Source organism: Actinospineispora spinosispora DSM 44797 (assembly GCF_000429025.1).
In the GTDB taxonomy this organism is placed as follows: Bacteria; Actinomycetota; Actinomycetes; order Mycobacteriales; family Pseudonocardiaceae; genus Pseudonocardia; species Pseudonocardia spinosispora.
The window spans coordinates 606,710-624,607 of the sequence record NZ_KE386833.1 but is presented as its reverse complement, the minus strand read 5'-3'; the positions used below and the strand labels follow the sequence as shown (position 1 = coordinate 624,607).

General features: G+C 67.9%; 20 protein-coding genes. 14 read left to right on the top strand and 6 right to left on the bottom strand.

The window, feature by feature from the left end; all coding sequences use genetic code 11:
• Position 1 precedes the first annotated feature (1 nt).
• Positions 2-679 carry a RibD family protein gene (locus G406_RS0126525; RefSeq protein WP_037078466.1) on the top strand — a complete coding sequence of 226 codons (678 nt, stop codon included), beginning with the start codon at positions 2-4 and terminating at the stop codon, positions 677-679.
• Positions 680-695: 16 nt separating this feature from the next.
• Here G406_RS0126525 and G406_RS0126520 read toward each other — a convergent pair whose 3' ends face one another.
• From G406_RS0126520 to G406_RS0126510, 3 genes are read right to left on the bottom strand one after another with little or no spacing between them, the layout of a single operon-like run.
• On the bottom strand, positions 696-1,355 hold the full coding sequence (locus tag G406_RS0126520; protein ID WP_028936095.1) for a methionine ABC transporter permease: 660 nt from the start codon (positions 1,353-1,355) through the stop codon (positions 696-698).
• Entirely contained in the window at positions 1,352-2,383 is a 1,032-nt protein-coding gene (locus G406_RS0126515; protein ID WP_028936094.1) for a methionine ABC transporter ATP-binding protein, read from the bottom strand. The genes G406_RS0126520 and G406_RS0126515 overlap by 4 nt, the downstream gene beginning before the upstream one ends.
• The gene (locus G406_RS0126510) at positions 2,383-3,264 is read right to left on the bottom strand and encodes a MetQ/NlpA family ABC transporter substrate-binding protein (RefSeq protein ID WP_028936093.1); all 882 of its coding nucleotides are present in this window, start codon (positions 3,262-3,264) and stop codon (positions 2,383-2,385) included. Before G406_RS0126510 ends, G406_RS0126515 begins: the two co-directional genes overlap by 1 nt.
• Positions 3,265-3,847: 583 nt before the next feature.
• Here G406_RS0126510 and G406_RS0126505 point away from each other — a divergent pair.
• The 3 genes from G406_RS0126505 to G406_RS50125 are packed head-to-tail and all read left to right on the top strand — an operon-like array spanning position 3,848 to position 7,889.
• Complete coding sequence (locus G406_RS0126505) at positions 3,848-4,981, top strand: EfeM/EfeO family lipoprotein (RefSeq protein WP_028936092.1); 1,134 nt, start codon at positions 3,848-3,850, stop codon at positions 4,979-4,981.
• Complete coding sequence (gene efeB / locus G406_RS50130) at positions 4,978-6,234, top strand: iron uptake transporter deferrochelatase/peroxidase subunit (RefSeq protein WP_051342716.1); 1,257 nt, start codon at positions 4,978-4,980, stop codon at positions 6,232-6,234. The genes G406_RS0126505 and efeB overlap by 4 nt, the downstream gene beginning before the upstream one ends.
• Positions 6,234-7,889, top strand: a complete 1,656-nt coding sequence (locus tag G406_RS50125; protein ID WP_037078463.1) for a phospholipase C — start codon at positions 6,234-6,236, stop codon at positions 7,887-7,889. Before efeB ends, G406_RS50125 begins: the two co-directional genes overlap by 1 nt.
• 7 nt (positions 7,890-7,896) lie before the next feature.
• On the opposite strand, the gene G406_RS0126490 is transcribed toward G406_RS50125, so the two are convergent.
• Positions 7,897-8,370: an RrF2 family transcriptional regulator gene (locus G406_RS0126490; protein ID WP_028936091.1), complete on the bottom strand. Its 474-nt coding sequence runs from the start codon at positions 8,368-8,370 to the stop codon at positions 7,897-7,899.
• Positions 8,371-8,455: 85 nt separating this feature from the next.
• On the opposite strand from G406_RS0126490, the gene G406_RS0126485 reads away from it, so the two are divergent.
• The 10 genes from G406_RS0126485 (at position 8,456) to G406_RS0126440 (ending at position 16,596) form a co-directional block, all read left to right on the top strand.
• On the top strand, positions 8,456-9,196 hold the full coding sequence (locus tag G406_RS0126485) for an SDR family oxidoreductase (protein WP_028936090.1): 741 nt from the start codon (positions 8,456-8,458) through the stop codon (positions 9,194-9,196).
• A gap of 57 nt (positions 9,197-9,253) precedes the next feature.
• Positions 9,254-9,637 carry a tautomerase family protein gene (locus tag G406_RS0126480; protein WP_028936089.1) on the top strand — a complete coding sequence of 128 codons (384 nt, stop codon included), beginning with the start codon at positions 9,254-9,256 and terminating at the stop codon, positions 9,635-9,637.
• Between the two features lie 242 nt (positions 9,638-9,879).
• Entirely contained in the window at positions 9,880-11,427 is a 1,548-nt protein-coding gene (locus G406_RS0126475) for an HNH endonuclease signature motif containing protein (protein WP_169736791.1), read from the top strand.
• Positions 11,428-11,481: 54 nt separating this feature from the next.
• Complete coding sequence (locus tag G406_RS0126470) at positions 11,482-11,940, top strand: cytidine/deoxycytidylate deaminase family protein (RefSeq protein WP_028936087.1); 459 nt, start codon at positions 11,482-11,484, stop codon at positions 11,938-11,940.
• Positions 11,941-12,030: 90 nt separating this feature from the next.
• On the top strand, positions 12,031-12,723 hold the full coding sequence (locus G406_RS0126465) for a response regulator transcription factor (RefSeq protein WP_028936086.1): 693 nt from the start codon (positions 12,031-12,033) through the stop codon (positions 12,721-12,723).
• Between the two features lie 48 nt (positions 12,724-12,771).
• The gene (locus tag G406_RS0126460) at positions 12,772-13,995 is read left to right on the top strand and encodes a sensor histidine kinase (protein WP_169736790.1); all 1,224 of its coding nucleotides are present in this window, start codon (positions 12,772-12,774) and stop codon (positions 13,993-13,995) included.
• Positions 13,996-14,128: 133 nt separating this feature from the next.
• Positions 14,129-14,383, top strand: coding sequence for a helix-turn-helix domain-containing protein (locus G406_RS50120; protein ID WP_037078460.1), 255 nt, complete (start codon positions 14,129-14,131; stop codon positions 14,381-14,383).
• A 26-nt stretch (positions 14,384-14,409) separates the two neighbouring features.
• The gene (locus tag G406_RS57355) at positions 14,410-14,814 is read left to right on the top strand and encodes a hypothetical protein (protein ID WP_156935180.1); all 405 of its coding nucleotides are present in this window, start codon (positions 14,410-14,412) and stop codon (positions 14,812-14,814) included.
• A gap of 323 nt (positions 14,815-15,137) precedes the next feature.
• The gene (locus G406_RS0126445; RefSeq protein ID WP_028936083.1) at positions 15,138-16,094 is read left to right on the top strand and encodes a ribokinase; all 957 of its coding nucleotides are present in this window, start codon (positions 15,138-15,140) and stop codon (positions 16,092-16,094) included.
• 10 nt (positions 16,095-16,104) lie between these two features.
• The gene (locus G406_RS0126440; RefSeq protein ID WP_028936082.1) at positions 16,105-16,596 is read left to right on the top strand and encodes a phosphoribosyltransferase; all 492 of its coding nucleotides are present in this window, start codon (positions 16,105-16,107) and stop codon (positions 16,594-16,596) included.
• Here G406_RS0126440 and G406_RS50115 read toward each other — a convergent pair.
• A complete protein-coding gene (locus G406_RS50115; RefSeq protein ID WP_342666247.1) occupies positions 16,593-17,528 on the bottom strand; it encodes an MFS transporter in 936 nt (311 codons plus the stop codon). The genes G406_RS0126440 and G406_RS50115 overlap by 4 nt on opposite strands.
• A complete protein-coding gene (locus G406_RS59445; RefSeq protein WP_281172554.1) occupies positions 17,465-17,893 on the bottom strand; it encodes an MFS transporter in 429 nt (142 codons plus the stop codon). Before G406_RS59445 ends, G406_RS50115 begins: the two co-directional genes overlap by 64 nt.
• Positions 17,894-17,898 lie beyond the last annotated feature (5 nt).

Sequence of the window (17,898 nt, the reverse complement as noted above, 5' to 3'; positions counted from 1 at the left end):
CATGTCCGAGGCGCGGCCGTACGTACTACTCAGCGTGGCCACGAGTGTCGACGGCTACATCGACGACGCGAGCCCGGATCGCCTGCTGCTGTCGACCGACGCGGACTTCGACCGGGTCGACCAGGTCCGTTCGGAGTCGGACGCGATCATGGTGGGTGCAGGGACGATCCGTGCCGACAACCCGCGCCTGATGATCCGGAGCGAGGCACGCAGGTCCGCACGGGTCGCGGCGGGCAGACCCGAACATCCGCTCAAGGTCACCGTCTCCGCGACCGGGAAGCTCGACCCCGGACTGAAGTTCTGGCACCACGGCGGCGAGAAGGTCGTCTACACCGTGGATGCGGCCGCGTCCGAACTGCGGCGCACCCTGGCCGGTCTCGCCGACGTCGTCTCGCTCGGCCCGACGGTCGACTTCGCCGCGCTGCTGGACGACCTGGGCGGACGCGGTGTCCGGTCGCTGATGGTCGAAGGCGGCAGCAGCCTGCACACCGCGTTCCTCGCGGCTGACCTGGCGGACGAGGTCCAGCTGGCGATCGCCCCACTCCTGGTGGGCGAGGCAACGGCGCCGCGCTTCCTGAACCCAGCCGACTACCCTGGCGCGCCCCACCGCAGGATGCGCCTGATCGACCTACGCCAGCTGGACGACATAGCCCTGCTGCGCTACGCCCCCCGCGGCTGACCACGCCCCGCATGGGTCAGCGGTGCATCACCCTGCGGGCCAGCCAGTTCCCCAGCAGCTGAGCCGCCTGCACGATCACGATGATGATCACGACCGTCACCAGGGTCACCGGCCAGTTGAACTGCTGGTAGCCGTAGGTGATGGCGAAGTTGCCGAGGCCGCCGCCGCCCACGTAGCCGGCCATCGCGGACATGTCGATGACCGCGACGAAGACGAACGTGTAGCCCAGAACCAACGGTCCGAGAGCCTCGGGGATCAGCACGGACCAGATGATCCGGGGTTTGCTCGCCCCCATCGCACGCGCCGCCTCGATCACCCCGGGATCGACACCGACCAGGTTCTGCTCGACGATGCGCCCGATCACGAAGCTGGCCATCGCCGCCATCGGGAACACGACCGAGCGGGTGCCGATCGTGGTGCCCATGACCACCAGGGTCAGCGGGCCGACGGCGGTGATGAAGATGATGAACGGGATCGGCCGCACGATGTTGACCAGTACGTTCAACAGCTGGAACACCGCTGTGTTCTGGAGCAGACCGCCACGCCGCGTGGTGTAGAGCAGCACGCCGATGCACAGTCCGAGCACGCCGGCGATGACCATCGTCCAGGCCACCATGTAGATCGTCTGCTGGAAGGACAGCAGCAGGATCGGGGACAGCTCGTGCCAGTCGGTCATGCCCGCGCCCCGATCTCCTCGACGGGAGCAAGCTCACGCAGCTCCGCGACCAGCGCGTCGACCGCCGTGTCGTCGCCGACGAGCTCGTAGGTGATGCTGCCGAACGGCTTCTCCGCCAGCTCCCCCACGCCGCCGTAGATGATCGTGCCCTGCACCTGGTGCTCCCCCAACTTCTGGGACAGGATCGCCTGCGATGTTCCACCGTCGCGGATCGGGATGGTCACCAGACGCCCCGGGAAGCTGCGTTGCAGCCGTTCCAGTGTGTCACCGGACGGACGGTCCTTGAGGACGCTGTGCACGAACCGCCGGGTGGCCTGTTCCCTGGGCTGGGAGAACACGTCGTAGACCGGGCCGTGCTCGATCACCTTGCCGCGCTCCATGACCGCGACCTTGTGGCAGATCGAGCTGACCACCTCCATCTCGTGGGTGATCACCACGACGGTCGTGTCCAGCTCGCGGTTGATCCTTGTCAGCAGGCCGAGGACGTCCCGGGTGGTCTCCGGGTCCAACGCGCTGGTCGCCTCGTCCGCCAGCAGGATCGTCGGCGAGGTGGCCAGCGCCCTGGCGATGCCGACCCGCTGCTTCTGACCGCCGGACAGCTGGCTGGGGTACTGGCTCGCCTTGTCCGCGATGCCCACGAAGTCCAGCAGCTCCGCGACGCGCTTCCTACGCCGTTCCTTCGACCAGCCGGCCAGCTTCAACGGGTACCCGATGTTGCCAGCGGCGGTGCGGGAGTTGAAGAGGTTGAACTGCTGGAAGATCATCCCGACCCTGGAGCGCAGGTCCCGCAGGTCGCGGTCCTTCAGCCCGGCGATCTCCTTGCCGTCCACCACGACGCTGCCGGAGCTCGGCTGTTCCAGGCCGTTCATCAACCGGACCAGCGTGCTCTTGCCGGCGCCGGAGTACCCGATGATGCCGATGATCTCCCCGCGCTGGATCTCCAGGTCGACCGAGTCGACCGCGGTGAGGACACCGCGATCGACCCGGAACTCCTTGGAGACCCCTCGGAAGCTGATGACCGACGACATCAGCCCGCGTGCCGAATGGTGTCTTCCAGCTTGGTCGTCTCGGCCTGTAGGTCGGCCGCGTCGTTGTTCTTGAACACGGTCGTCGCGCCCAGGTCCTTCTGCGCGGCGGCCTCGACCTCAGGGTCGTGGTAAATCTCCACGAGCTTGCGGTAGGTCGGGTTGTCCTTGTCCTGCGCTCGCGCGACGAACGTGTTGATGTAGGGCTTGGCGGCCGGGCTGTTCGGGTCGTCCTTGAAGACGATCTTGTCGTCACCGAGCTTGGCGGCCGTGGCGTAGTTGTTGTTCACGATCGCCGCATCGACGCCCTGCAGGTTGGCGGCGGTCTGCGCGGCGTCCACCGGGACGACCGTGACCTTCGAGGCCGCCGTGTCGACGTCGCCCGGGGTGGACAGCGTCGTACCGCCGCCCTTGAGCGTGACCAGTCCGGCGGTCTGCAGGATCAGCAGCGCGCGGGCCTGGTTGGTCGGGTCGTTCGGGATCGCCACCTGACCGCCTGCCGGGATCTCGCCGACCGAACGGTGCTTGAGCGAGTAGAGCGGCAGCGGGTACACGGCCGTCGCGCCGATCGGGACCAGCGTGTCGTGGTTCTTCACGTTGTAGTTGGCCAGGTACTGCATGTGCTGGAACTGGTTGAGCTGCAGCTGGTTCTGCGCCAGCGCCGGGTTGGGCTGGTTGTAGTCGGTGAAGTTCACCAGCTCCACGTGGATGCCGGCGGCGGACGCCTTCGCCTCGAAGGTCTTCCAGTAGGCCAGCTGTCCGTCCGCGACACCGATCTTGACCGTGCCCGCCTCGGTCTCGGACCCCGGCGCCGCGCCGCAGCCCGCTGCCGCGAGAACGACCGCCGCGATCGCGGGTACCGCCAGTAGAGCTCTGAGCCTCATTCTGAGTTTCTCCTTCGACACCGGCCACACGGCCGGACACAACCGGGGGTTCCGATGCGATCGACACGGGCGACCGTGGACCGTCATCGGGAGAGCACAGCAGCGAGCGCGAATCGGGCGCAGCCTATCCGGCGCGCTCGGCGGTCAGCGCGGACAGACCGCGGTGCTGGTGCGACAGAGGTCCACGTGGTGGCGACGAACCAGCCACACACGGCGCGGTGAGGGCGCTGCGCCCACGTCCGGACTCCCCTCGCACTGACGGCGGCCATCTCGGCCGCGGTCGATCGCGCCCCACCGTATAGACCGGGGCGGACGCTCGCAAAGAACTTGACCTCCGCTTGATCTGTGACCCCACGCACCGCCAAGGGGCGCACTTTGCGCACCTTCGTGCTGCGTCGCAGACGTCCGGACATGTGCGATGCAACACCACGGTGTGCGAAGTAACCTCGGGACGAACCCCGCGAGCCTATCGAGCCGCCCGCCTCGCCGGCTTCGGCGTCGCCACGTGCCCTTGCGCGCTACAACGTTCTAGTGTTTTGCTGCACGCCCGGGGCGGGTCGGTGGGGGTGAGCGTGTAGTGCGGATGAGTCGGTTCGCGGTCGGCGCGCTCGGTCTCGTGACGATCGCCGGGTGTTCCGCCTCCGGGCGGGCCGAGGAGCCACCCGCCGTCTCGGTCGCGGCGAACGACTGCGGGACCGGCTGGACCGCTCTGCGCGCCGGCGCGCAGACCGTGGTGCTGCGCAACACCGGTGGCCTCGCGGCCGACGTCCAGTTCATCGACGTGGCGACGGACAAGGTGCTGGTCGACGTGGAGGGTGTCGGGTCCGGCGCGACTCTGCCGATCCGGCTCGACCTCGGCGGCGGGCGATACGCCGTGCGCTGTGTGTTCGACGGTCTCGGCGCGGTGACCGGGCCGACGGTGCGCGTCGAGGGTCCTGCAGGGCCGACCGGGGTGAAGCCCGTGACCCGCGCGGACCTCGTCGCCCCGGTTCAGGCCTACCAGGCTTCGGTCGCGGCCGGGATGGCACCGCTGGTCACCGACACGGAGGCCCTCCGCGCGGCGGTCGCGTCAGGTGACCGGGACAGGGCCCGCGCGGCCTGGCTGACCGCTCTTCTCGACTACCAGCGCCTCGGCGCCGCGTACGGCGCGTTCGGTGACCTGGACTCGGCGATCAACGGGCTACCCGGCGGCCTGGCCGAGGGAGTCCACGATCCGGAGTTCACCGGTTTCCGGCGCCTGGAGTACGGGCTGTGGCACGACGAGCCACTCCCGGCGCTCGGTCCGGTCGCCGACGCGCTGCTCCGCTCGGTCACCGCGCTCAGGGACCAGTCGCCCGAGCTGGCCATCGACGGTCTCGACCTCACCCGGCGGGTCCACGAGATCCTCGAGGACACCAGCCGGTTCGAGCTGACCGGCGAGTCGGACCAGGGAAGCGGCTCCGCCCTTGCCGTCGCGCGCGCTCAGGTGCAGGCCACGCAGGCTGCGCTCGAACCGCTGGTCCCGCTGCTCGCCGGCCGCTACGCGGCGCTGCCGCAGGTCGATCCGGCGCTGCGCCGCCTGGCCGACGACCTGGACACATTCGGGCACAACGGTGTCTGGACACCGCTCACGGCGCTCGACCACACGCAGCGGCAGCGGATCAACGCCGAGGTCGGCAACGCCGTCGAGCTGCTGGCGCCGATCGCCGCGATCTGCGAGCCGAGGCGGACCTCGTGACGGGCCGGGTGAGCAGACGAGGTCTGCTGGCCGGAGCGGGGGTCGCCGCGGCGGGTGCGGCGGTCGGGGCCGTCGCCGTCAGCGGCACCGATCGCCCGGCGACGGTCCTCCCGGAGCGGATCCCCTTCCACGGCCCCAGGCAGGCCGGTGTCACCACCGCGGCGCAGCGCAACGCCGCTGTCGTGGCGTGGGACGTGACCGCGGCGGACCGCGGCGAGCTGACCGACCTGCTGCGCACCCTCACCAGCAGCGCACGTCAGCTGTGCGCCGGGAGCGAGCCGGTACTACGCGACATCGCGGGGCCACCGGTCGACTCGGGCGTTCTGGGGCCGAGCCCCTCCCCTGACCGCCTCTCGATCACGCTCAGCGTCGGCGCGTCGCTGTTCGACGACCGTTTCGGTCTGGGTGCGGTTCGCCCGGCGGGTCTGATCCAGATGCGGACGTTCCCCAACGACAGCCTCGAACCGGCACGCTGTCACGGCGATCTCAGCCTGCAGATCTGTGCCGAGTCCCCGGACACCGTCGCCTACGCGCTGCGTGAGCTGGCGAGGCGGACCAGGGGTGGCATGCAGATCCGCTGGCGTAGCGACGGGTTCATCTCACCGCCCCGGCCGAGCGGCACCCCGCGCAACCTGATGGGGTTCAAGGACGGCACGGCCAACCCGGACAGCTCGAATGCCCAGCTGATGGACCGGTTGGTCTGGGTGGACGACCAGGCATGGACCCAGGGCGGGACGTTCCAGGTGATCCGCAGGATCCGCATGCTCGTCGAGTTCTGGGACCGGGTGTCGGTGCTCGAGCAGGAGAACATGTTCGGCCGGCGCCGCGACACCGGCGCGCCCCTCGACGGAACCGCCGAACACGACGTCCCGAACTACACGCTCGACCCGGTCGGCGCGGCGGTCCCGCTGACCAGCCACATCCGCAGGGCGAACCCGAGAACACCGGAGACCGAGGGCAGCGTCCTGCTGCGCAGGCCCTACAACTACGACGACGGCGTCGACGGCGCGGGCAACCTGGACATGGGCCTGCTGTTCATCAGCTATCAGCGGGATCTGGTCGCCCAGTTCGAGGCGGTGCAGAACCGTCTGGCCGACGAACCACTGGTCGACTACATCGTGCCGAACGGCGGCGGCTACTTCTTCGTACTGCCCGGTGTCCGTGACGAGCACTCGTACTGGGGCCAGCGGATGCTGGCTCAGCTGCCCGCCGACCGTCCAGCGGGGTCCACCACGGCGATTGAGGGGTACTGATGTCCGACTCGAACCCACGCCCGCGCCGAGGTGTACTCGTCGGCATCGCGCTCGCCGTGGTCGTCGTCCTCGTCGTGGTGGTCGTGGTGCTGACCCGCCAGGGCCCCTCGAGCGCTCCTCAGGCGGGCGCTCCGGCTGCCTCGGGACCGGTCGCCGCCGCGGACGCGAAGACCGCGACTCCGATCAAACACGTCGTCGTCCTGTTCTCCGAGAACATCTCCTTCGACCACTACTTCGGCACCTACCCGAACGCGGCCAACACCGACGGCACTCCGTTCACCGCGGCACCGGGCACGCCGGCGGTCAACGGCCTGTCGCCCGAGCTGCTGACCCACAACCCGAACCTGCACAACCCGAAGCGACTCACCCGCGACCAGGCCATGACGTGCGACCAGTCGCACGACTACGACAAGGAACAACGTTCCTACAACAACGGTGCGCTCGACAGCTTCGTGCAGAACACCGAGGTCGACACCTGCACCGGCCAGCCCATCCTGTTCGGCGAACCGGGCATCGACCTCGACTACTACGACGGCAACACCGTCACCGCGCTGTGGAACTACGCGCAGCACTTCGCGATGAGTGACAACTACTTCGCCGCGACCTACGGCCCGTCCTCCCCCGGCGCACTCAACCTGGTCGCGGGCAACACCCACGGCATCCGGGTGTTCGACCCGAAGACCGGCAAGCCGACGACCGACCTGAAGTACTCCGCCAGCCCCGACGCGAACGGTGTCGGCACCATGATCCACGACCCGGACCCGGTGCTCGACGAGTGCTCGGACACCAACCGCACCACGACGGACACGCTGGCCGACTTCACCGGGCGCACGATCGGTGACCTGCTCAATGACCACGGGCTGAGCTGGGGCTGGTTCCAGGGCGGCTTCAAACCCACCGGCACCGACGCCTCGGGCAAGGCCGTGTGCGGGGCGAAACACGCCAACGCGGGCGGCAACATGGTCGCCGGCTACGTGCCGCACCACGATCCGTTCCAGTACTTCGCCTCGACGGTCAACCCTCGGCACCTTCCGCCGACCTCGGTCGAGACCATCGGCCGTACCGACCAGGCCAACCACAGCTACGACCTCACCGACTTCGATGCAGCCCTGGCCGCCGGGAACCTGCCGTCGGTCACCTATCTGAAGGCACCCGCGGCCCAGAACGGGCACGCGGGCAACTCCTCCCCGGTGGACGAGCAGCGCTTCATGGTCGAACAGATCAACAAGATCCAGCAGTCGCCGCTTTGGTCCTCGACCGCGATTTTCATCACCTACGACGACTCGGACGGCTGGTACGACCACGTCATGCCGCCGCTGGTGAACGGCTCGAACGACCCGGCGCGCGACTCCACGCCCTGCACCACGAAGCCCGCGGCGAGCGGTTACCTGGACCGCTGCGGTTACGGTCCGCGCCTGCCGCTGCTGGTCATCTCGCCCTACAGCAAGGTCAACTACGTCGACCACGGCGTGGGGAGCCAGGCCTCGGTGTTGCGTTTCATCGAGGACAACTGGTCCCTCGGCCGGATCGGGGACGGCTCGTTCGACGAGTCGGCACCCGATCTGGTCCGCCCGGACGGCATGTTCGACTTCACCGCGGCCACGCACACGACGCCCGTCCTGCTCGATCCGGAGAGCGGAGCCGTCACCCACTGACCGGCGTTCACTCCGCCTTCGCCATCTTCGCCCTGGTGCGGGACGGCGTGGACGGCGGCAGCGTATCGAGAACCCCGGCGAGCGTGACCCCGCCGAGGCTAGTGCGCCACGCTTCGTGCGCCTCCTCCATCTTGACCGCGAGGATGCACGTGTCCCGGCAGTCCTCGGCGGGCAACGCGCCCTGACCCTGCTGGCGGATCTCCCGGCATTCGTACGGCGAGGACGCTCCGTCGACGGCCTCGACGATCTGGAGAAGCGTGATCTCCGAAGCCGGTCGAGCGAGCCTGAACCCACCCCTCGGCCCGGTCGTCGCGGTCAGCACACCGGCCTTGACGAGTGCCTTCAGCTGCTTGGCGAGGTACGGCGCCGGAAGGTCGTAGTACTGGGAGAGCTGACTCGTCGACGCGCTGGTGCCCGGCTCGAGCTGCGCGAGCGTCGTGGCGCAGTGCAGGACCCATTCGGTGCTCGCCGGCAGTTTCACAACTACATCCTATCGCAGATATTACGGACCCATTTAGTCCGTGTTAGTGTGCGGGTGTCGACTTCCACGAGAGGGAGAGTTCATCATGCGGATCGCGGTAGCCGGTGCGACCGGCAACATCGGAGCACTCACCGTTGCGGCACTCGAACGGGGCGGACACCACGTCGTCCGGATCAGCCGTTCACTGGGCGTGAACCTGGAGACGGGCGACGGGCTCGATGAGGCATTGACCGGCGCCGATGCGGTCGTCGACGTCACCAACTGCGGGGCGACCGACCGAGCCGAGGCGATCGCCTACTTCGGCACCACCACCGGGAATCTGCTCGCCGCCGAGCAACGCGCGGGCGTCCGGCACAATGTCCTACTGTCGATCGCGGGGGTCGACCGCGTCGACGGGAACGCCCACTACGCGGGCAAGCGCGAGCAGGAACGGCTCGTGTCGGAGGGGCCGACGCCGTGGACGATCGTTCCGGCGACCCAGTTCCACGACTTCGCCGAGATGGTGGCGAGCTGGACCGAGCAGGACGGCGTCGCGCCGATCGCGCCGCTGCTCATCCAGCCGATCGCGCCGGCCGACGTGGCCGACATCCTCGCCGAACTGGCGGTCGGCGAGCCTCGCGGCCGATACGCCGACGTGGCGGGACCGGACCCCCAGGATCTCGTCGACATGGCACGACGAACCCATGCTGCCCGTGGCCACTCGGTGAAGCTCGCCCCTACCTGGTCCACCATGTTCGGACCGACGATGGCCGGCAACGTTCTCCTGCCCGCCGAGGGTGCCCGCATCGCGCCGACCACCTTCGAGGCGTGGCTCGCCACTCTGTAACTACTAGTAGGTATGCTGGTGGTCGTACCGATCCGATCTCCTCGGGAGGCCACCGCCATGCCACTCGTCCGTATCGATGCGATCGGAGCCGACAGCACTCGGCTCGAAGCCCTGGGTCGCGCCGTGCACGACGCTCTGACCGAGACGATCGGCTTCCCACCCGACGATCGGTTCCACATCCTGGTCGGCCATGACGGCGCACGGAGCCTGCTCCGCTATGACGACTACCTGGGCATCCGACGCGACGAGGGCGTCGTGTACGTCAGCCTGACCATGCGGTCGGGACGCACGCCGGAGCAGAAGCAGGCGCTCTACGCACGGATCGCCGAGCTTGCCGAGCAGTACGCGGGTACCGAGCCCCGGAACGTGATGATCGTGCTGACCGAGAACTCCTCCATCGACTGGTCGTTCGGGTACGGCATCGCTCAGTACGTGGTCTAACAGTCTGTGGCCCTGGCTTTTTACTACTTGGACTGCCGCCCCGAGCCGCACCGCAAGACCCTGGGGGCCCTGTGGTGCGACTCGGGTTGCCCATGAAGTCCCTTCTGGTCGCCTTGCGTGGGTGGTCAGTGTGGGCCTGATCGCGTGTTGTGGGCTCTGCCGTTTACCGCGGTAACGGGGCTATTTGTCGGCTGACCTGCTGGTTCTCTGTTTTGTCGGTGTTCGAACGTATGATCGATGACATGCAGGGTGGGGTGTCGGTCGGTACCTGGCTCGCGGGTATCCCCGCTGGGCCAGTCCTCGGTGCTGTCCTGTCCGCCCTGGACATGGACGCGGTGTCCGATGACTTCGTCGTCGATGTGCTGCAAGCGTGTGGGCGTCAGCGTGCGCATGTCGAAGGGCTGTACACCGCCGCGGTCACCACAGTGGTGCAACGCGCCGCTGCTGTCGGGTCGGACCAGTACGCCTCCGATGAAGTACGCGCCGCGTTGACCTTGTCCCGCAGCCGGGCGCGAACCGAGTGTGACTTCGCCCAGATCTTGTGTCTGGAGCTGCCCGCGGTACATGCGGCGATGCTGGCCGGGCTGATCGACCGGGACCGGGCGATGGTGTTCACCCACCACCTCGCCGGCCTGCCCGAAGACCTGACCGCCGCCGTGATCGCACGGGTGTTGCCGGTCGCGCCGGGGTTGACGACGGGACAGTTGCGGGCCCGAATCCTGAAGCTGATCATCACCGTGGAGCCGGACCGGGCCGAAGACCAGTACGAACAAGCCCTGGCCGATCGGATGGTGGTCGGCTACCTCGACTCAGCGGGCACCGCGACCATCACCGCCACCGGCCTGCCACCCGATGAAGCCGCGGCGGCGACCGAGCGGATCGCGAAACTGGCGCTGGCCGCGAAACGCGCGGGCCATCGCGGCCGGATCGACCAGCTACGCGCCGACATCTTCCTGCGGCTGCTGGACGGGCGGTTCCATCACCTCACCCGCACACAAATGATCGCCGCCCTGCTGGCCGAAACCTCCCCACCAAACCCGGCCACCCCCGAACCGTCCGAGGCCCTCACTGAGGTGGTGGGGCGGGTGTCGGGGATCGAGGTGCGGGCCCTGCTCGACACCCTCGCCGGACTCAACAACCTCCCCGGTGAACTCCCGGGCTGGGGCCCGATCCTCGGGTCGGTCGCTCGACGCGCTGCTGGGCGCCAGCACAGCGGTCAGTGGCGGTGGGTGGTCACCGATACCGACGGCTACCTCATCGCCGAAGGCATCACCCGCCGCCGACCCACCACCAACCCACCCAGCTACCGCGCCGAAGGCGGAATCGTCGAACTCGCGATCCCCGCCACCACACTCACCCAACTGACCAAAGACCCACCCCGAGCCTGGGCCAAGGTGATCACCGACATCGCCACCCAATACCGGCGGGCCCGCGAGCGGGATCCTGTCGGGAGGTTGGATGCTCAGCCGGGGCGGCGACACCCAGCGAACGCGCTGCGGCGATACACCCAAATCCGGGACCGCACCTGCACAGCACCAGGCTGCCGACGATCAGCAGTCCACTCCGAACTCGACCACACCCACGACATCCAACACGGCGGACCCACCACCACAACCAACCTCGCACCCGCCTGCACACACGACCACGCACTCAAACACCGAGGACGCTGGACAGTCACCCAACCCACACCCGGCCACTTCCGCTGGACAAGCCCACTCGGCCGCACCTACCCCACCCGGGCAGAACCGATCACCGAGCCCGACAATGGGCACGACCCGCCCCCGTTCTGAGGGTGAGGCCGAAGCACCCCGGCCAGCCAGTCGCGTTCGGTGAGGAGTGAGCGGATGAACAGAGCTGAGGACGAGTACTGGATGCGGAAGGCGATCGAGCTCGCCTACCTCTGTCCGCCCGCCGAAGGCGCGTACTCGGTCGGCGCGGTGATCGTCGACGCGGGCGGCCGGGAGATCTCCACAGGGTACTCGCGGGAGACCGATCCCAAGGTGCATGCCGAGGAGGCCGCGCTGGCCAAGCTCTCCGACGACGATCCCCGGCTGGGCGGCTCCACGATCTACAGCACGCTGGAACCCTGTTCGCAGCGTGCCAGCAGACCGCGGCCGTGCACCCAGCTCATCCTCGACTCGCGGATCGGTCGGGTAGTGATCGCGTGGCGCGAGCCGGCGCTGTTCGTGGAGAACTGTGTCGGTGTGGAACTGCTCGCTCAGCACGGAGTCGCCGTCGTCGAGCTGAGCGACCTCGCCACCGCCGCGATGGCGCCCAACGCCCACCTGGATCTGGGCGTGTGACACGGGGCGCGCCACCTACACCGGCGAACTTGGTGCGAGGCTACGAAAGCAGGTGATCGACTGCGTGTCGATCGCGCTACGCTGCGATACATGCCCCATATCCTCGTGATCGAGGACGATACCGAGCTCCGTCGAGGTTTGCTCCGCTTTCTGTCCGACGCCAAGTTCGCCACTTCGGCGGCCGCCACCGGTATGGCCGGACTGAAAGCCGCGGTCGAAACCCATCCCGACCTCGTCGTTCTCGACCTCGGTCTGCCCGACATCCCGGGGCAAGAAGTTCTGACCATGATCAGGGTCATCAGCCAGGTGCCGATCATCGTCGCGACCGGCTCCGACGATGAAAGAACGATCATCGCCTTGTTGAACGCGGGAGCCGATGACTATCTCGTCAAACCATTCGCCGCGGGGCAGTTGGTGGCTCGAGTTCGTGCGGTACTGCGCCGAGGGCCGGGGTCAAATCGGCGTGAGCCGGAGCCGAGAATCACAATCGGGCAGCTGGCGGTCGACGTTGCTCGACGAACCGCCGAGATGGACGGCCGCACCCTCACGCTGACACCCAAAGAGTTCGACCTGCTCTACTACCTGGCGCAACATGTCGGCGAAGTCGTCACGAAGAGACAACTGCTGACCGAGGTGTGGCGACTTCCCTTCAGCAATGCTGACAAAACCGTCGATGTTCACGTGTCGTGGCTGCGTCGCAAGCTCGGCGAAAGTGCGCAGAATCCACGCTATCTGCACACCGTTCGCGGTGTGGGGCTTCGCCTCGACCCTCCGGCGGGCTAGCCGATGCTCAAATACCTGATCAGCGCCGTCACGGCGACCATGTGCCTGGTGCTGATCGTGTTTCTGATACCGCTGTCGATCCTGGTCCACCGGGACGCCAGGAACAAGGCAGTCACTACGGCGACCGAGCAGGCGATCACCATTGCCTCCGTCGCACCCACCCTCACCGCGAAGGCGCTGTCCGCCACGCCCGTCGACGGTTTCGCCGCGACGGTGTTCCTGCCGGACGGAGGCATCATCGGGGTTCCGGCCCAGCCGGGGCCGGACGTCACCGCCGCACGACACTGCACGCCCACGACGACCGAGACCTCCGAGGGTGTCGAGGTACTGGTGCCGGTCGCCGGCCACGACGGGTGCCCGACCGTCGTGCGGGTGCTGGCCGACAGGACCGCGTTGTACGAGGGCGCGGCCGGGATCACGTTGATGCTGATCGTCATCTCCATCGCGTTGGTCCTGGTAGGGGCGCTGCTCGCCGAACGGCTCGCGCGGGGATTGTTGCGCTCCGTACACGACCTGGAGTCCACGGCCTCAGCCATCGCGGGCGGCGACCTGCACGCACGGGCCAGGTCGGACGGGCCCGCCGAGATTCGGCGCGCGGGAGCCCAGCTCAACCTGCTCGCCATCCGGGTCGACCAGCTGCTCAACAAGCAGGCCCAGCGGACCGCCGACCTCGCCCACCGGCTCCGGACCCCGCTGACCTCGTTGCGGCTCGACATCGATGCGCTGCCCGGGGGGCCTCTGACGCAGCGGTTGATCCACGACCACGACACCCTGAGCCGGGTGCTGAACGAGGTCATTCTCGCGGCGCGCAGGACCACCGCCGACGGCGCGAGTCCAGCGGCCGATCTGGTGTCCGTGGTCAATGAAAGAGTTGAATTCTGGTCGGTTCTCGCTGAAGAGACCGACCGGAAAATCTCGTGCGATTTCTGTGCCGGGCCATTGGTCATCGGTGCCGGGCCCGCCGCGCTCGCGGCAGCCCTGGACGCCCTTCTAGGCAATATATTTGCGCACACGCCGGCTGGGGTGCCCATACACTTGAGCATTCAGCGTGCCGGCACCGATGCACTATTGATCGTGGACGATGCAGGTCCGGGCTTCCCGAATCTCGACGTCACCGTGCGCGGCAGGTCGAAAGGCGCATCCACCGGACTCGGACTGGATATCGCGCGACACACCGCTGAAGACTCGGGCGGTAAAATGCAGCTCGGAACACCCCCTGGTGGCGGAGCGCGAGTAGAACTACTCTTCGGTGGACTAGACGCACAATCCTGACCTTATCTTCTCTTTAACTATTCCCTATCGAGACTTTATTCTTCACTCACTTGTTCCGCATCTGTCGCATCGCTAACGTTCGGGGCAACATCGAAAAAGGTCGATGTCAGCACAGTAAGGTGTCGCCCCCCTCATGATCCGCGAGCGAGACGAATGTGACCAACCGTTCGGTGATCGCCCTGAGCCACTTCTCACCGTGAACGAGGTCGCGGCAATGCTGCGTCTCTCGAAAATGACCGTGTACCGTTTCATCCATGGTGGAGAAATCCGCTCGATACTGGTCGGACGCTCGTATCGAATTCCGGAGAGCGCTCTCAACGAGTTCGTGGAGAGCGGCTACTACCGCCCCATCGACCTGGACCCCGACCCAGGGGACAACGCGTCCTAGAACGCCGTCGGGGCTACCAACTGCCGATGGATGAATTCGACCACGGGCTCATCCATCGGCGGGCCATGTCGCCGGCGGCTCCGGCACCGGGCGGCATCCGGGGCGGGCCGTCGGGGCCGGCGTCGTCGTACGAGTCGGAGGAGTCGGACTCGCTGTGTGATCGTGATGCCGGGGGGCGGGCGGGCGTGGCGTGCTTCGGTGGGGCGACCGTCGTCGTGGTCGTGATCACCAGAGGCGGAGGGGGCGGGGAGGCCGGCATGGGCTGCGCCGACGCCGGAACCCGCGCATCGTGGTCGATGACCAGCGGCGACGTGGACGGCGAGCGCAGCACCGTGGCGAGCAGAACCATCGCCAGAGCGAGCAACCCGAACACGCTGACCACGAGCCAGGCGCGACGACGTTCCCAGATCGGAGCGCCTTCCTCCGCGTGACGAGAGGGATAGGCGAGCGGAGCTCGCGCCCGCTCGACCGGGAGTTTGGCACGTTCGAGCAGTCGATTCACTGGGATCGCGCCGGACGGGCGCCGCCCGCGACGTGCCTCAGGCGAACTCACAACTTCCTGCCCAGTTGCCACAGCAAGAACTATAGAGGAGCAGGAACTGACATCTCACTCGCCTCATAACCCCCAGTTAGGTACACCTGGCGAGCCGAGGGCACATTCAGTGAACTAGTCAGCCCACACGACGACGGCGAGTGAGATGTGAGGTAATGCTGGTGACTCTCCGGACGTCACCGTAGGCCCCGAAGGAGCACCGTGACCGATCGCCCCGCCATCACCGTCGTCGGTTCCACGATGATCGACCTCATCTCTTACCTGGAACGAATGCCGGACCAGGGTGAGACGGTGTTCGGCCGGTCCTTCGCACAGGGCTTCGGCGGGAAGGGCGCGAACCAGGCGGTCATGGCCGCGCTGCTCGGCGCCGACGTGGCGATGGTCAACCGGGTCGGCGACGACTCGTTCGGCCGGGAGACGATCGCCAACTTCCGTTCGTTCGGCGTCGACGTCAGCCAGGTCGGCGTCGAGCCGACGTACAGCGGCGTCGCCAACATCATGGTCGAGCCGTCCGGGGACAACCGGATCATCCTGGGGCCCGGCGCGAACGAGAGGCTCAGCGCGTCCCACGTCGAGCGCGCCTTCGCGGCGTTGCGCAGGCCCGGCGTCGTGCTCTCCCAGCTGGAGGTGCCACAGAGCGCGATCCTGCGCGGCTTCCAGCTCGCCAAGCACCACGGCGCGACGACGATCCTCAACCCGGCGCCCGCCGCGCCGGTCGCCCCCGAGATACTCGAGCTGTGCGACTGGCTGATCCCCAACGAGACCGAGTGCGAACTGCTCGTCCGGGCGACGACAGGTTCCTGCCCCTCGGACCTCGCCGAACGCACCCGAGCGCTCGGTGAGAGCTGCGGGGTCGCGGTCGTCACGACGCTCGGCGCGAACGGCGCGATGCTGTACCGGCCGGGGATCGACGACACGGTCCGGCACCTGCACGCACCGCCGGTCGAGGTACGGGACAGCACCGGTGCCGGTGACGCGTTCGTCGGCGCCTTCGGCTACGCGATCGGCCGGGGCATCGACCCGCTGGACGCCATCGAGTTCGCGCTTGAGCTCGCCTCGGACTCGGTCACCCGCCCCGGCACCCAGATCTCCTTCCCGACCGGCACCCACCTCGACAACCTGCTGGCCCGCACCATTGTCGGGCGACCCACCACATAGGAGACGCGGCATGGAGCGCGAAGAGCTCACCTGGGACCTGTTCGGCACGGCGGGTCGGGAGCTGGCCCAGACCATCGCGGACGACGGGTTCGCCCCGGACCTCATCCTGTCGATCGCCCGAGGTGGCCTGTTCGTCGCGGGCTCGTTGGGCTACGCGCTGGACGTGAAGAACCTGCACGTCATGAACGTCGAGTTCTACACCGGGGTCGACCAGCGGCTCGACCTTCCGGTCATGCTGCCGCCGGTGCCGAACGCGGTCGACCTGACCGGTGCGACAGTGCTGATCGCGGACGACGTCGCGGACACCGGCGCCACGCTGAAGCTGGTCAGGGACTTCTGCGCGGACCATGTGGCCGAGGTGCGGTGCGCGGTCATCTACCAGAAGCCGAACTCGGAGATCACCTGCGAGTACGTCTGGCGCAAGACCGACAGGTGGATCAACTTTCCCTGGTCGGTCCAGCCGCCGGTCGTCGCGCGTGACAACCAGGTCCTGGACGCCTAGCCGTTCACCCGCGCGATCTGCCGGAACAGGGCCGGGACCGACACCAGACAGACCAGCGCGCCGAACGCCACCCACACGGCAGGCGCCAACACGGTGAACCGGGCGGTCGCCCAGGTCATCAGGGCCGGGGTGAAGCCCGCGAAGAAGATCGACGCGATGTTGTAGCTCAGTGCCAGACCGGTGGAGCGCACCGCGACCGGGAACGCCATCGGCAGCGTCGCGGGCGCGACACCGACGAAGGCCGCGACGTTCGCGCTGAGCAGGCAGTGCACCACCAGCAGGACGATCGTGCTCGGCTGGGCGTGCAGCCACATCAAGCACAGCACCGGCAGCACGAGCATCGTGACCGAGCTGGCGACGACGATCCGCCGCGCGCCGATCCGGTCGGCGAGACGGCCGACCATGAGACAGCCGACGATCAGCACGATGTTGCCGACGACCGTCGCCAGGAACGCCTGCTGCGCGGTGAAGCCGAGCCCGACCGCCGGTGAGATGTAGTAGGTCGGCAGGTAGATCACGAAGGCGTAGACGGCGACCGTCCACAACACCGAGAACAAGAACCCGGTGACCAGGGTTGCGAGGTGCTCGGTCAGCAACCGGCGGAGCGGGTCGCGGTCGTTCTCCCGCGCCGCGGCGGCACGGGAGAACGCCTCGGGCTCGGGCAGCCTGCGCCGCGTGTAGAAGCCGACCGGGATGATCAGCAGCCCGATCACGAACGGGATCCGCCACGCCCAGTCGCTGACCTGCGAGGAGGTGAACACCGTGGTGATGGTCAGGCCGACCACCGCCGACATCAGGTTCGAGATGCCCATGGAGGCCTGCAACCACGCCGCGTACCGGGCCCGCTTCTCGACCGGAGCGTGCTCGATCATGAAGGCCGCCGCGCCGCCGATCTCACCGCCGGCGGAGAAGCCCTGCAGCAACCGGGCCACGAGCAACAACAGCGGCGCTCCGATACCGATGACCGCGTACGGCGGCGCGACCGCGAGGATAGAATGCCTGCGCCCATGGTGGCGATGGACAGCACCAGCGCGGCCTTGCGACCGACCCGGTCGCCGTAACGGCCGATGACGATCGCGCCCAGCGGCCTCGCCACGAACCCGGCCCCGAACACGATGAACGTGTTGACCAGCGCGGATGTCGCGTCGCCGTGCTTGAAGAAGTTCTGAGCCACATAGCTGGCGAAGAACGCGTAGACGGAGAAGTCGTACCACTCCAGGGCGTTGCCGAAGGAGGCGGCGGCGACGGAACGCCGGGCCAGTGCGTCGCCGGAGTGGCGACGCACCGGCCCGGTCACCGATG